Genomic DNA, 13,527 nt, shown 5'->3' with positions numbered 1-13,527 from the left:
GGTTGAGGTGCTTCTTTGCCCAGGTCACGAGCTTGCCTGCGTAGGCTCGGTCGGCCCCCGCGGAGTCAGGAGCTGGCGATGAGGTCGAGGGTGGATTCGATGGAGTTGAGCTGGGCGACGATGTGTTTGACCCACTTGTCGTTCGGGTGGGCAGCTGCGTGCGGGGCGACGGTGCCGGTGATGAACCGGCGGAACTCGTTGAGTTTTTGCGAGACGACGGCCCGTTCGTATGCTTCGAGCGCGGCCCGGTCGGCGCCGAGCTGATAGCCGACCTCCCGGGTCCAGGTCAGCGGCGGCCAGCCGCGGGAGGCGGCTTCGTCCTTCAACGCTCCGATTCCGGATCTGACCTGCTTGGCAGAGAGGTCGGTGGCTCTGACGAGCTGGCTGAAGTCCAGCCCTGCCGGGCGGGCTTCGAAGAGCACGAACCGGACAGTGTCGGCATGGCGTCTGGCCGCGTCTCCCTTTCTCCGTGAGGCGCGGGGCATGATCACTCGCTATTCAGCATGCGGTCGAGCTCGTCGTCCATGTCGACCTTGCCGGTGTCGACGGCCGTTTCGATCCAGTCCAGGGTCGCTTTCACCTTGGCGACGTTCTGGTGCACGATCACGCGTTCGCCCTCGCTGAGGGTCCGGTCCCGCAGGCCGGGAACGGTGCGGCCGGCTGCGGCGACGAACGAGTGGCAGGCGGTGACCAGGTCCAGGAACTCCACTGTCCGGTCGATGCCCCAGACCGCCGGCGCGATGGGACTGGTTCGCTCGTGGTAGTCGTGGGCTTGCCGACTGCGTTCGGCCTGGGCATGGTTGACCTGGAAGCGAGCGGTGTCATCGCTCATCGCCTTGAACGCGACGTCCGGCCTGCGAAGCAGGTTGGTCGCAGCGGTTGTCGCGACCGCCTCGTCGCGGGTGAATTCTTCCACCACCCGGACCTTGTCGGTCTGTGTCACTTTGGCCGCGACCTGCGGACGCTTCAGCAGATCTCCCGTCACCTTCGCGGCGACCTGGTCGTCCTGGGCGAGTGCGTGGATCGCGGTGACCTTCTCCTGCGGTGAGACGGGAGTTTCCACCCGGGTGCCGACCCGGCGCCGGGCGTCGTCGACGGTCCAGCGGGGTTTGCCGTCGGGGAGTTTGTCGATCGCCGCGAAGCGTTCTTCCTCGATTTCGATGCCGGCCAAGACCTTGTGGACCGAGAACGACACCCCTTTCCGGCGCTGATCAGCGGGCCAGCGCGATGCCGCCCAGCGGGCGCTCTTGAGCGTCGACAGCGTCAAGCCGATGTCTTCGGCGAGCAGGGTGAGCGAGACTTCCACCGACCATGCGGCATCCGGGACAGGACCGCCGCGAGGACGCATCGGCTCGATCTCCAGAGCACGGTCACCGATCGTGAACTGCCCTCGTGTCTGCTGTTCGACCACTTCCCGCAGCTCAGCGACGATCTGCTCATAGCGGGACTGACGGCACCGACCTTATCGGTCTCCTCGGACATGGCTTTCACCACCCAAGTGCGGGCCAGGGCACGGGATTTCGCCGTGACGGGACAGGGCCCGCATCCGTCACCGAGAGTCAGACCGCAAATCCTAAGATCCACAATGATTGACCGTAAATGACCGATCTGTGAACGAAGTTGGATGCAGGATGCGTTCGTTCAGTGGTCACTGTGAACTGTCTGCGAACGGATCCTTCCGGCGCCGCCAGGCCCTCACGACACACCGCCGGGAGCAAAAGCGGGCGTCCGAGCGACGGTCGACACCCGCCACCCAGCGGGCCCCGCACTCCGGACACTCCACCATGCCGGCCTCGTCCCGGACCGCCGCAAGACGCTTCCGCAGTCGCCGTTCCTTCCGCCACTGCCTGGAACGACACACCGACGAGCAGAACACCGCACCGGGCCGGATGTCCGGCCTCAGCCGTTCGCCACAAGCCCGGCAGTCCCTCCCCGCGGCCCTCTCAGCGTCCTCGGACACCAGCCCAGCCTAGGGCGCAAATCTACACAGAACCGAGGCTTAGAAACAGCTACTAACGTGCCGCTTCGGCTGGGCCGCCGTTCGACGGACGGGTACCCGCGGTGCCCGGCCAACCACCGTGTCCGTCCCGCGATCGGGGGCAGGTGCCCCGGACGTACCACTCGGGCGCGCGGTGCGGCCGGTCACGGCAGCGGCCACCGCGCTGAGCCCGCGTCCGCGCGTCGGGGCCGCGTGTCCCTTGCCCGCAGCCTCCGGAGACCTCAGTAGCGGTAGGTCTGGCCGTTGTACCCCGCCTCGTAGCCGGAGCCGGGCTGGGGGTATCCGTAGGACGGCGACTGCTCGGGCGGCAGGGGCTGCGCCCCGTCGCCGTCGCGCTGCTGCGGTACCCAGACGCCTCCGGGCGGGGTCTCGTTGTACCCCTGTTGGGTCGCGTACGGGTCGGCGTACTGCTGGCCGCCGTAGCCGTCGTACGAGCCGTGGGCCGGTTCCGGCTCGCCGGGCTGCCCCGCGCCGTACGGATCGGAATAACCCGGGTACTGCTGTTGCCCCGTTCCGTAGTCGTACGCACCGGCGAACGTGTCATGGGCGGCGGCCGGCTGCTCGTAGCCGGGGCTCTGGAAGTACGCGTCGGAGTAGCCCGTGGAGTAGCTGCTGTTCCCGTAGGGGGCCTCGCCCTGGTCGAGCCCCTGGCTGCCGCCGAAGACGGACTCGGAGTAGACCCCGTACTGCGTGGTCTCCTCGGGCAGCGGCTGCGGCTCGTAGACGGCCGTGGACTCGGCGGCCGACGGCTCGGTTGCGTCGGTGCCCCCGGGCTCGTAGGTCAGGTCGGTCACCTCGAGCGTGGGTTCCTTCGTGACGGCGGCGCCCCCGGACCTGCGGCGACGGCTCGAGCCGGGGCTACCGCCGAGCGCCCAACCGGTGGAGAAGCCGCGCCGGAAGGAGAGGGTGACGTACGTCTGTCCCACGGCGAAGGTGATGGCTCCCGCCCCGATCACGACCACGTTCGGCAGCAGGACACCGACGACCACGCCGAGGAAACCGACGAACGCGACCAGCCGCCAGCGCAGCCGCGCCTTGTACTGCAGCAGCACCTCGCCGAGCAGCCACAGCGCGACGATGCCGAAGGCGATGTAGAGCACCGTCCAGGCCATGCCCGCCCCTCTCCTACGGCCTACGCCCGGGGATGAGGCGGGTTCGGCCGGTCACGACTGCTGGTGCAGTCCGAGATTCTCGTAGATCTCGAGTGTTGCCGTTGAGTTGTTGAGCGTAATGAAGTGCAACCCGGGGACACCCTCGGAGAGCAGCCGTGCGCAGAACTCCGTTGCGAACTCGATGCCAAGCGAGCGTACAGCGGCGGCGTCGTCCTCGACGGCGCGGATCCGTTGTTCCAGCGCACGGGGGAGGGTCGCGTTGCTGAGCTGCGCGAAGCGCTCGATCTGCTTCACGCTGGTGACGGGCATGATCTCCGGGATGATCGGTGTCTCGCAGCCCGCCCGCGCAGCGTCGTCACGCAGCCGCAGGTAGTCCTCCGGGCGGAAGAACATCTGAGTGATCGCGTAATCGGCGCCGGCCCGGCACTTGTCCACGAAGTGGCGGACGTCCGTGTCCCAGTCGGTCGATCGGGGGTGCATCTCGGGGAACGCGGCGACGCCGACGCAGAAGTCGCCCGACTCCTTGATCAGCCGGACGAGGTCCGCGGCGTACCGCACGCCCTCGGGATGCTCGATCCACTCGCCCATCGGATCGCCGGGCGGGTCGCCCCGGACCGCGAGGATGTTCCTGATCCCGGCGTCGGCGTACTGCCCGATCATGTTCCGCAGCTCGGCGACGGAGTGGTTGACCGCGGTGAGGTGGGCGACCGGCGTGAGGGTGGTGTCGGCGGCGATCTGCTGGGTGGCTCTGACCGTTCCGGCGCGGGTGGAGCCGCCGGCCCCGTACGTCACCGAGACGAAGTTGGGCTGCACCGCCTCGACACGCCGCAGCGCGTTCCAGAGGTTCCGTTCGCCCTTCTCCGTCTTGGGCGCCCAGAACTCGAACGAGTACGACGTTCTGTCGGTGGCAAGCAGTTCGCGCACCGTACGCGCGCGATCCGTCCTGGTCGAAGCAGTACCGAGGGCCATACTCGCAGGTTATCCAGCGCATGGCGGTCACCCAACCGCATTCCACCTATCGGACACCGGGTGGTCACCCACCGGCCTGTTCGCCGTAGGTCCGTATCCGCTTGGCGAGATGGGCCGCGGCCTCACCGGGGTCGTCGGCCTCCGTGATCGCCCGGACCACGACGACGCGGCGCGCACCGGCGTCGAGCACCTCGTCGAGGTTGCCGGCGTCGATCCCGCCGATGGCGAACCAGGGGCGGTCCCGGCCGAGCGAGGCGGCGTAGCGCACGAGGTCGAGGCCGGGAGCGTGGCGGCCCGGCTTGGTCGGGGTGGGCCAGCAGGGACCGGTGCAGAAGTAGTCGACGCCGGGCTCGACGGCGGCGGCGTCGACCTCCTCCCTGGCGTGCGTCGACCGGCCGATCAGCACCCCTTCGCCGAGGACGGCGCGCGCGGCCGGGACCGGCAGGTCGCCCTGCCCCAGGTGCAGCACGTCCGAGCCCGCCGCGTGGGCGACGTCGGCCCGGTCGTTCACCGCGAGGAGCGCGCCGTGGCGACGGCACGCCTCCGCGAAGACCGCGAGGTGCTCCAGCTCTTCCCCGGCTTCCATGCCCTTGTCGCGCAGTTGGACGACGTCCACGCCGGAGGAGAGGACGGCGTCCAGGAACTCCGGAAGGTCGCCCTGGCGCTTGCGGGCGTCCGTGCAGAGGTAGAGCCGGGCGCCGTACAGCGGCGTGCGGGATGCGGACATGGGTACTACCCCCCGGGTGTCGGCGGTGCACGGACCGTGCCGGGCGTCCCGGCCCGGTCCGTGCACCGCATCCAGTGGTTTCGTGCGGACGTCGGTGGTCCCTCAGGACGACGTCAGACGGCGAGCGCCTGGGCTCGGCGCTTCACCTCCGTGCCGCGATTCTCGCTGAGTGCCTCCGCGGGGGTCCCCGGCAGGGTGGGGTCGGGGGTGAAGAGCCACTCGAGCATCTCTTCGTCGGTGAAGCCGTCGTCCTTCAGGAGCGTCAGGGTCCCGGAGAGGCCCTTGACCACCTTGCCGCCCTTGATGAAGGCGGCCGGCACCTGGAGCGTCCGGTTCTCACCGCGGCGCACGGCGATCAGCTGACCTTCCTTGACCAGCTGCCGCACGCGCGTCACCTCGACGTCGAGCTTTTCCGCGACGTCGGGCAGGTGGAGCCAGGCGGGGACGAGAGCATCGGTCTTTGCGTCAATCTCGGTCACGGGACAAGCGTGCCATCCCGGACTGACACTCGGTAGCCGGGCCCTAGAGAGCTGCCGCCTTAAGAGCGACGGACGGGTCGGCGGCACGCTCCGGATCGATGTGCGCCCCGACCTCGATGAGCTTGCGGCCCTGGGCCAGGTCCCGGGGCCTGCCGACGGCCAGCAGGGCGACCAGAACGCCGTCCCGCAGCCATACGGCCGACCAGGTGGCCCCGCCTGGATCACCCCGGTGGACGAGCGTCCCGGCGCCCGCGTGGTGTCCCGCGTACTGGACGAACCGGCCGAACTGCTCGGACCAGAAGTACGGCACGGGATCGTAGGTCCGCAGCGGCTCCCCCTCGGCGGCGGCGATCACGTTGGCGGCGACCGTACGGGGCCCCTGGAGGGCGTTGTCCCAGTGGTGGACGAGCAACCGTTCGCCGTAGCGGGCGGACGGGAAGGACGCGCAGTCCCCGACGGCGAAAACGTCGGGGAGGCTGGTGCGCAGGCCCGCGTCCGCGGTGATCGAACCGTCCTCGCCCAGCACGATCCCCGAGCCGTCGAGCCAGCGGGTCGCCGGGCGGGCGCCGATGCCGACGACGACGGCGCCCGCCGCCAGCCTGCGGACCGCGCCGGTGCCCTCGGCGAGGACGACCGCTCCCGGCTCCACGGCCGTCACGCGTGCGTTCGTGATCAGCTCCGCGCCACTCTCGGCGTACCAGCGGGCCATCGGCGCGGCGACCTCGGCGGGCAGGGCGCCCGCGAGCGGGCGGTCGGCAGCCTCGACGACGGTGACCGCGCAGCCCGCGCCGCGTGCGGCGGTGGCGAATTCGGCGCCGATCCAGCCGGCTCCGACGACCACGACGTCGTGCTTCCGCTCCAGCACCGGCCGCAGCCGCTCGGCGTCGTCCAGGGTGCGCAGCAGGTGGACGCCGGGAACGCCCTCGGCGCCGGGCAGGGGCACGGGCTCGGCACCGGTGGCGATGACGAGGACGTCGTACGGGACGGGCCCCTCGGGAGTGTCGAGCTCGTGCTCCGCCGGGCGCAGCCCGCTGACTTCCCGGCCCAGCTGCAGGTCGATCCCGAGGGCGGCGAAGTCGACGTCGAGCGCGGAGCCCTCGGCCGTGCCGAGGAGGACGGCCTTGGAGAGCGGCGGCCGGTCGTACGGCTGGTGCGGTTCGGCGCCGATCAGCGTCACGGGGCCGGTGAAGCCCTGTTCGCGCAGGGCCACGGCGGTCTGCACGCCGGCCATGCCGGCGCCGACGATGACGACCCGGCGCTGCGACTGCCGCTCGCTCTGCTCGATCTCGTTCACCGGCCCACCCTAACCATATGACGAACCGTCAGGCCGGTAGTTGCTCCACCACGCTGGTGCCACTGCCCTCCTGTGACTCCCAGGCCCAGCGCTCGTCCAACCGCACCCGGCCGTCGGGGAGCTCGGACACCTCGGAGACGCAGTGCCCGGACGAGGTGGTCCCGTCCTGCTTCAGCTGCACGTAGCGGAAGTCCAGCCGGTCCCCTTCGCGGGTGCCGACGAGATGGCCGCGGACCACGTCCCCACCCGCGTAGTCGGCCCAGATCCGGCCGTCCTGCTCGTGGTACGTGAACCGGGTACGGGTCCCGACCTGGCCCGGCGCCTGGTCGGCTACCGGCGAGAGGACGAGTCCGTCGAGCGAGCGCACCACTGCGAAGGCTCCCTTACTGCGCGTTGTCGGCGAGGGTTAGGGTGGCCACCGTAACTCTGCTCGCGGGAGCCCGGACGCACCGGGCTGAGAGGGAGGCTGGGGCGGCCTCCGACCGTACGAACCTGATCCGGGTCATGCCGGCGAAGGGAGGGTCTGGAGCCCAGTGCATCCAGAGCATTCATCGGACGTCCTCGTCGTCGGGGGCGGAATCATCGGTCTCGTCACGGCGTGGCGGGCGGCGCAGCACGGCCTGGCGACCGCGCTCGCCGACCCCAGTCCAGGCGGAGGGGCGGCCCAGGTCGCGGCCGGCATGCTGGCCGCCGTCACGGAACTCCACTACGGCGAGGAAACCCTGCTGGGCCTCAACCTCGCCTCCGCGGCGCGCTACCCGGACTTCGCGGCCGAGCTCGAGGAGGCGAGCGGGCAGGAGACGGGCTACCGCTCCTGCGGGACCCTCGCCGTCGCCTTGGACGCGGATGACCGGGCGCACCTGAAGGAGTTGCACGCCCTGCAACAGCGGTGCGGGCTGGGGTCGGAGTGGCTCACCGGACGCGAGTGCCGGCGGCTGGAGCCGATGCTGGCGCCCGGTGTTCGCGGCGGCCTGCGGGTCGACGGCGATCACCAGATCGATCCCAGGCGGCTGGCGAAAGCACTGGTCGCGGCGTGCGAACGGGCCGGGGTGACGGTGCACCGCACCCGGGTGGACCGGCTCGCGGTGGTGCGGGACCGGGCCGCCGGAGCCGTACTCGCCGACGGGACGGAGCTCGCCGCGGACCAGGTGGTGCTGGCAGCGGGGAGTCTGAGCGGCCGGCTGTCCGGTGTGCCCGAGGAGGCAGTGCCGCCGGTGCGCCCGGTGAAGGGGCAGGTGGTGCGGCTGACGGTGCCACCCGCGTACGCCCCGTTCCTGTCGCGTACGGTGCGGGCCGTGGTGCGCGGCAGTCACGTCTACCTCGTGCCCCGCGAGAACGGCGAGTTGGTCGTCGGCGCGACGAGCGAGGAGCTCGGATGGGACACGACCGTCACTGCCGGTGGGGTGTACCAACTGCTGCGTGACGCCCACGAGCTGGTGCCCGGCATCACCGAGTTGCCGCTCACCGAGACCCGCGCGGGACTGCGGCCCGGCTCACCGGACAACGCGCCGCTGCTCGGCCCGACGGAACTGCCCGGCCTGATGCTCGCCACCGGGCACTACCGCAACGGTGTCCTGCTCACGCCGATCACCGGCGACGTCCTGGCCCACACCCTGGTCACCGGCGAACTCCCCGAGGAGGCCCGCCCCTTCACCCCCCGCCGCTTCTCCCCCGTCCGTCAGGAGTCCTCCGCATGACCGTGTCCGTGAACGGAGAACCGCGGGACCTCGCGACGGGCACGACGCTCGCCGCGCTGGTCGCCACGCTCACCGCCGCGCCCACCGGGGTCGCCGCCGCGGTGAACGAGGCGGTCGTCCCGCGCGGCCAGTGGGAGGGCACGCTCCTCGGCGACGGCGACCGGGTCGAGGTCCTCACCGCCGTCCAGGGAGGGTGACCGCCATGGCCGACGACCGTTTCGTCCTGGGCGGCACGGAGTTCTCGTCCCGGCTGATCATGGGGACGGGCGGGGCGCCCAGCCTCGACGTACTGGAACGCGCACTCGTCGCGAGCGGCACGGAGCTGACGACGGTGGCGATGCGCCGCCTGGACCCGACCGTGCAGGGTTCGGTGCTGTCCGTGCTGGACCGCCTCGGCATCCAGGTCCTGCCGAACACCGCGGGCTGCTTCACCGCGGGGGAGGCGGTGCTGACCGCACGGCTCGCCCGCGAGGCCCTCGGGACCGGCTGGATCAAGCTGGAGGTCGTGGCGGACGAGCGAACCCTGCTGCCCGACCCGGTGGAGCTGCTGGACGCCGCTGAGGTGCTGGTCGACGACGGTTTCACCGTGCTGCCGTACACCAACGACGACCCGGTCCTGGCCCGGAAGCTGGAGGACGTCGGCTGCGCCGCGATCATGCCCCTCGGCTCGCCGATCGGCTCCGGCCTCGGCATCCGCAACCCGCACAACTTCCAGCTGATCGTCGAGCAGGCGGGCGTGCCGGTGATCCTGGACGCGGGCGCGGGCACCGCTTCGGACGCGGCACTGGCGATGGAGCTGGGCTGCTCAGCAGTCATGCTCGCGTCAGCCGTCACCCGGGCGCAGGAACCGGTGCTGATGGCCGAGTCGATGCGCCACGCGGTCGAGGCCGGCAGGCTCGCCCGGCGCGCCGGGCGCATCCCCCGCCGCCACTTCGCCGAGGCGTCGTCGCCGGTCGAGGGACGTGCGGCCCTGGATCCCGAGCGCCCGGCGTTCTGAGCGGTCCCCCGGGCCCGGCCACCCCCCGCACGTCACAGCTGGGCTGCAGTCCGGGGCCGGAGCGGGCCCGAGGGACCCGGGGCACCCGGGCCGGCTCGTACACTCACCTGCGTGGATACGACGCTTCAGGACCCCCTCGTCGGGCAGGTGCTCGACGGCCGTTACCGCGTCGATGCGCGCATCGCCGTCGGCGGGATGGCCACGGTCTACCGGGCCGTGGACACCCGGCTGGACCGGGTGCTCGCGCTCAAGGTGATGCATCCGGCGCTCGCGACGGACGTCTCCTTCGTGGAGCGGTTCATCCGGGAGGCGAAGTCCGTCGCACGGCTCTCGCACCCGAACGTGGTGGGGGTGTTCGACCAGGGCGCCGAGGGGGCGTACGTCTACCTGGCGATGGAGTACGTCGCCGGGTGCACCCTGCGCGACGTGCTGCGCGAGCGCGGCGCCCTGCAGCCGCGGGCGGCCCTGGACATCCTGGAGCCCGTGCTCGCCGCGCTCGGCGCCGCACACCGGGCCGGTTTCGTCCACCGGGACATGAAGCCGGAGAACGTGCTCATAGGCGACGACGGCCGGGTGAAGGTCGCGGACTTCGGGCTGGTCCGGGCCGTCGGGTCCGTGACGAGCACCACGGGGGGCGTCCTGGGAACCGTCTCCTACCTCGCGCCCGAGCAGATCGAGTCGGGCTCGGCGGACACCCGCGCCGACGTCTACGCCTGCGGCGTGGTCCTGTACGAGATGCTCACCGGCGCCAAGCCGCACTCCGGCGACACCCCGGCCCAGGTGCTGTACCAGCACCTCAACGAGGACGTGCCGCCGCCCTCCGACGCCGCCCCCGGGCTCGCCCCGGAGCTGGACGCCCTGGTGGCGAGCGCCACCGCCCGCGCTCCCGAGCTGCGCCCGCACGACGCCGTGGCGCTGCTCGCACGGACCCGCGAGACCCGGGCCGCGCTCGGCGACGACCAGCTCGACGCCGTACCGCCGCAGGCCAGGAACACCGAGCACGACGGCTCAGGCGACCGGACGAGCGTGATCCCCCGGCCGCTGCCCACCGAGGCGGAAGCCGCGGGGCACACCAGCCGGCTGGAGATGCCGCCCGTGCCGCAGGGCGCAGCGGCGCCCCACCCGCGACCGCGACCGCGCCGCGGGGTCCTCGCGACCGTCGTCGCCGCGCTGCTGCTCCTCGGCGTGGGCACCGGAATCTGGTACATCAACTCAGGTCAGTTCACCCGCGTACCGGCGGTCCTCGGCCAAACCGAGGCCGCGGCCAAGAAACGGCTCGCCGATGCCGGTCTCGACGTGAAGCACACCGAGAAGGGTTTCAGCGACGCGTACGAGCGGGGAACGGTCATGAACGTCGACCCCGCTCCCGGCAAGCGGATCCGTGACAACGGCTCCGTCACCCTCGTCATCTCCCGAGGCCCCGAGATCGTCAAGGTCCCCGACCTGGAGGGGGAACCGCTCGCCGACGCCGTGGCCGCCCTGCGGAAGGTCGGTCTCGCACCGGGAGTGGTCACCAGGGAGTTCAGCAAGGAGTTCGACCAGGGCACGGTCATCGGCTCGGATCCGGAGGCGGGCACCGGGCGCCGGCCGGACTCGGCGGTCGCGCTCGTCGTCAGTCGGGGCGCCCCGATCGACGTCCCGGACCTGGCGGGAGAGTCCGTCGACGACGCCACCAGCACGCTCCGGGACGCGGGGTTCAAGGTGCGGGTGGCCACCGAGCAGGTGAACTCCCCCGAGGAGGCGGGCACCGTCGCCGGTCAGTCCCCCGCCGCAGGCAAACGGGCCGCCAAGGGCGATACCGTCACCCTGACCGTCTCCAAGGGCCCGCGGATGGTGGAGGTCCCCGACGTCACCGGTGACGACGTGGACGACGCACGGCGGAAGCTGGAGCGGGCTGGCTTCAAGGTCAAGGTCGAGCGGGGCTTCCCGTTCCTCGGCAACACCGTCGAGAAGCAGTCCGTCACCGGTGGTGACGAGGCTCCCGAAGGCAGCACGATCACTCTCACGACCAAGGGGCTGTAGATCCCGATGCGCAATCCCGTCGGCGCCCACGTCCCCGTGGCCGGCGGCCTCGCCAAGACCGGTCTGACGTACGCGCGCGAGATCGGAGCCGAGGTCGTCCAGGTCTTCGTCGCCAATCCGCGCGGCTGGGCGACACCGCCCGGGAACCCGGGGCAGGACGACCTGTTCCGCGCGGAGTGCGCGGCCGAGGACATCCCGGTGTACGTCCACGCCCCGTACCTGATCAACTTCGGCTCGCACACGGAGGCGACCGTCGAGCGGTCCGTGGCGTCGCTGCGCCACTCACTGCGCCGCGGCCGGGAAATCGGAGCACTCGGCGTGGTCGTCCACACCGGATCGGCGACGAACGGACGACCGCGCGAGGACGCCCTCGCCCAGGTCCGGGCGCACATGCTGCCCCTGCTCGACGAGCTGACCCACGACGACGACCCCTTGCTGCTCCTGGAGTCCACCGCAGGGCAGGGTTTCTCGCTCTGCTCGACGACCCGGGACTTCGGCCCGTACTTCGAGGCGCTGGACTCGCACCCCCGACTCGGGATCTGCCTGGACACCTGCCACGTCTTCGCGGCCGGCCACGACCTGGCCGCCGACGGCGGGGCGCACCGGACCCTGGACCTGCTGGTGGACGCCGTCGGCGAAGGGCGGCTGAAGCTGATCCACGCCAACGACTCCAAGGACGTGACGGGGGCGCGCAAGGACCGTCACGCGAACATCGGCGCCGGTCACATCGGCGCGGAGCCGTTCCGGGCGCTGATGACGCACCCGGCGACCGAGGGCGTGCCGCTGGTCATCGAGACGCCCGGCCCGCAGGACAGGTACGCGGCCGACGTTGCGTTGCTCAAACGGCTGCGCACGCACTGAGAAGCCGGGGTGCTACGGGTCCGGGCCGCGGTCCGGCGGCTTCCGGGCCCTAGCACTCCGGTCCGTCACCCGGCTCCTCCTGGTAGGAGTAGCGCTGCTCTCGCCAGGGGTCGCCGAGGTTGTGGTAGCCCCGCTCCTCCCAGAAGCCCCGGCGGTCGGTGGTCATGTACTCCACGCCCCGTACCCACTTCGGCCCCTTCCAGGCGTACAGGTGGGGGACGACCAGCCTGAGCGGGAAACCGTGTTCGGCGGTGAGCAGCTCACCGTCCATGTGGGTCGCGAAGATCGTGCGCTCGGAGAGGAAGTCGGCGAGCCGCACGTTGGCGCTGTAGCCGTACTCGGCCCAGACCATGACATGGGTGACGGCGGGGGCCGGCGGAGCCAGCTCCACCAGCGTGCGTGCGGGCACCCCACCCCATTCGGCCCCCACCATGCTGAATTTCGTCACGCAGTGCAGATCGGCCACGACCGTCGAGAACGGCAGCGCGGAGAATTCCTCGTGGTTCCAGCAGCGCTTGTCACCGTCCGCCGTGGCGCCGAAGACCCGGAACTCCCAGCGGTCCGGCTTGAACCGGGGAACGGGCCCGTAGTGGGTGACGGGCCAGCCACGCTGCAGCCGTTGCCCCGGAGGAAGCACGGACTGCTCTGCTGCTCGGTGTTCCCGGCTCTCCGGCTGCCCCATGCCCTCAATGGTGACAGACCGAGAGGGGTGGTCATGACCAGGCCCAGCCCGATACGGGCAACTCATACTAAGGAGGCACTTACTGGACGGCTCCCGATCACGGTGCGAGGATGCGCGCATCTGCCAGTCACGCGGAAGGAGCCTCTGCGATGCAGGGCGACCCCGAGGTCATCGAGTTCCTGAACGAGCAGCTGACCGCCGAATTGACCGCGATCAACCAGTACTTCCTGCACGCCAAGATGCAGGAGAACTTCGGCTGGACGAAGCTGGCCACGTACACCCGCGCCGAGTCCTTCGACGAGATGAAGCACGCCGAGATCCTCACGGACCGGATCCTGTTCCTGGAGGGGCTGCCGAACTACCAACGGCTCTTCCACGTCAGGGTGGGGCAGACGGTCACCGAGATGTTCCAGGCGGACCGGCAGATCGAGGTCGAGGCCATCGACCGCCTCAGGCGCGGCATCGAGGTCATGCGCAACAAGGGCGACATCACGTCGGCGAACATCTTCGAGGCGATCCTGGCCGACGAGGAACACCACATCGACTACCTCGACACCCAGCTGGAGCTGGTCGAGAAGCTCGGCGAACCGCTCTACATCGCGCAGCTGATCGAGCAGCCGAAGAGCTAGCCGACGCCACCCACGGGCGCGGAGGGGCTGCCGTCGCCCTCGATGACGTCGGTCGGCTC

General features: G+C 70.9%; 15 protein-coding genes and 1 riboswitch. Of the genes, 6 read left to right on the top strand and 9 right to left on the bottom strand.

Annotated elements, in window-relative coordinates; genetic code table 11:
* Nucleotides 1-65: 65 nt before the first annotated feature.
* The 8 genes from ACFXOM_RS04650 to ACFXOM_RS04615 all read right to left on the bottom strand — a co-directional run bounded on the left by ACFXOM_RS04650 (nucleotide 66) and on the right by ACFXOM_RS04615 (nucleotide 6,950).
* The gene (locus tag ACFXOM_RS04650; protein ID WP_385036938.1) at nucleotides 66-485 is read right to left on the bottom strand and encodes a RacP protein; all 420 of its coding nucleotides are present in this window, start codon (nucleotides 483-485) and stop codon (nucleotides 66-68) included.
* A gap of 2 nt (nucleotides 486-487) precedes the next feature.
* Nucleotides 488-1,411: a DUF6192 family protein gene (locus ACFXOM_RS04645; protein ID WP_385036936.1), complete on the bottom strand. Its 924-nt coding sequence runs from the start codon at nucleotides 1,409-1,411 to the stop codon at nucleotides 488-490.
* An 809-nt stretch (nucleotides 1,412-2,220) separates the two neighbouring features.
* Entirely contained in the window at nucleotides 2,221-3,111 is an 891-nt protein-coding gene (locus ACFXOM_RS04640; RefSeq protein ID WP_384930078.1) for a hypothetical protein, read from the bottom strand.
* A 51-nt stretch (nucleotides 3,112-3,162) separates the two neighbouring features.
* Complete coding sequence (gene metF / locus ACFXOM_RS04635; RefSeq protein ID WP_384930080.1) at nucleotides 3,163-4,080, bottom strand: methylenetetrahydrofolate reductase [NAD(P)H]; 918 nt, start codon at nucleotides 4,078-4,080, stop codon at nucleotides 3,163-3,165.
* Nucleotides 4,081-4,144: 64 nt separating this feature from the next.
* The gene (thiE, locus tag ACFXOM_RS04630) at nucleotides 4,145-4,807 is read right to left on the bottom strand and encodes a thiamine phosphate synthase (RefSeq protein ID WP_384930083.1); all 663 of its coding nucleotides are present in this window, start codon (nucleotides 4,805-4,807) and stop codon (nucleotides 4,145-4,147) included.
* A gap of 113 nt (nucleotides 4,808-4,920) precedes the next feature.
* Complete coding sequence (locus ACFXOM_RS04625) at nucleotides 4,921-5,286, bottom strand: Rv2175c family DNA-binding protein (RefSeq protein ID WP_384930085.1); 366 nt, start codon at nucleotides 5,284-5,286, stop codon at nucleotides 4,921-4,923.
* Between the two features lie 43 nt (nucleotides 5,287-5,329).
* Nucleotides 5,330-6,517, bottom strand: a complete 1,188-nt coding sequence (locus ACFXOM_RS04620; RefSeq protein ID WP_384930361.1) for an NAD(P)/FAD-dependent oxidoreductase — start codon at nucleotides 6,515-6,517, stop codon at nucleotides 5,330-5,332.
* A 91-nt stretch (nucleotides 6,518-6,608) separates the two neighbouring features.
* Nucleotides 6,609-6,950 carry a hypothetical protein gene (locus tag ACFXOM_RS04615; RefSeq protein WP_384930087.1) on the bottom strand — a complete coding sequence of 114 codons (342 nt, stop codon included), beginning with the start codon at nucleotides 6,948-6,950 and terminating at the stop codon, nucleotides 6,609-6,611.
* A 52-nt stretch (nucleotides 6,951-7,002) separates the two neighbouring features.
* A riboswitch (TPP riboswitch) is annotated at nucleotides 7,003-7,116 on the top strand.
* Between ACFXOM_RS04615 and thiO the strand changes: the two genes are divergently transcribed.
* From thiO to ACFXOM_RS04590, 5 genes are all read left to right on the top strand, one after another.
* Nucleotides 7,114-8,277 (top strand): glycine oxidase ThiO, encoded by a 1,164-nt coding sequence (gene thiO, locus ACFXOM_RS04610; RefSeq protein WP_384930090.1) that lies wholly within the window; start codon nucleotides 7,114-7,116, stop codon nucleotides 8,275-8,277. (Overlaps the previous riboswitch by 3 nt.)
* Nucleotides 8,274-8,474, top strand: coding sequence for a sulfur carrier protein ThiS (thiS, locus tag ACFXOM_RS04605; RefSeq protein ID WP_384930092.1), 201 nt, complete (start codon nucleotides 8,274-8,276; stop codon nucleotides 8,472-8,474). The genes thiO and thiS overlap by 4 nt, the downstream gene beginning before the upstream one ends.
* A gap of 5 nt (nucleotides 8,475-8,479) precedes the next feature.
* Nucleotides 8,480-9,274: a thiazole synthase gene (locus tag ACFXOM_RS04600; RefSeq protein WP_384930095.1), complete on the top strand. Its 795-nt coding sequence runs from the start codon at nucleotides 8,480-8,482 to the stop codon at nucleotides 9,272-9,274.
* A gap of 111 nt (nucleotides 9,275-9,385) precedes the next feature.
* On the top strand, nucleotides 9,386-11,296 hold the full coding sequence (gene pknB, locus ACFXOM_RS04595) for a Stk1 family PASTA domain-containing Ser/Thr kinase (protein ID WP_384930098.1): 1,911 nt from the start codon (nucleotides 9,386-9,388) through the stop codon (nucleotides 11,294-11,296).
* A gap of 6 nt (nucleotides 11,297-11,302) precedes the next feature.
* Nucleotides 11,303-12,157: a deoxyribonuclease IV gene (locus tag ACFXOM_RS04590; RefSeq protein WP_384930100.1), complete on the top strand. Its 855-nt coding sequence runs from the start codon at nucleotides 11,303-11,305 to the stop codon at nucleotides 12,155-12,157.
* Between the two features lie 49 nt (nucleotides 12,158-12,206).
* Here ACFXOM_RS04590 and ACFXOM_RS04585 read toward each other — a convergent pair whose 3' ends face one another.
* Nucleotides 12,207-12,839, bottom strand: coding sequence for a sulfite oxidase-like oxidoreductase (locus ACFXOM_RS04585; protein WP_384930102.1), 633 nt, complete (start codon nucleotides 12,837-12,839; stop codon nucleotides 12,207-12,209).
* A 149-nt stretch (nucleotides 12,840-12,988) separates the two neighbouring features.
* On the opposite strand from ACFXOM_RS04585, the gene bfr reads away from it, so the two are divergent.
* The gene (bfr, locus tag ACFXOM_RS04580) at nucleotides 12,989-13,468 is read left to right on the top strand and encodes a bacterioferritin (RefSeq protein ID WP_384930105.1); all 480 of its coding nucleotides are present in this window, start codon (nucleotides 12,989-12,991) and stop codon (nucleotides 13,466-13,468) included.
* The last annotated feature ends 59 nt before the right edge of the window (nucleotides 13,469-13,527 follow it).

It is taken from the genome of Streptomyces sp. NPDC059169 (assembly GCF_042755225.1).
Lineage (GTDB): Bacteria > Actinomycetota > Actinomycetes > Streptomycetales > Streptomycetaceae > Streptomyces.
Note: the sequence above shows the minus strand (reverse complement) of the source record. Positions and strands in the feature narration are given on the sequence as shown.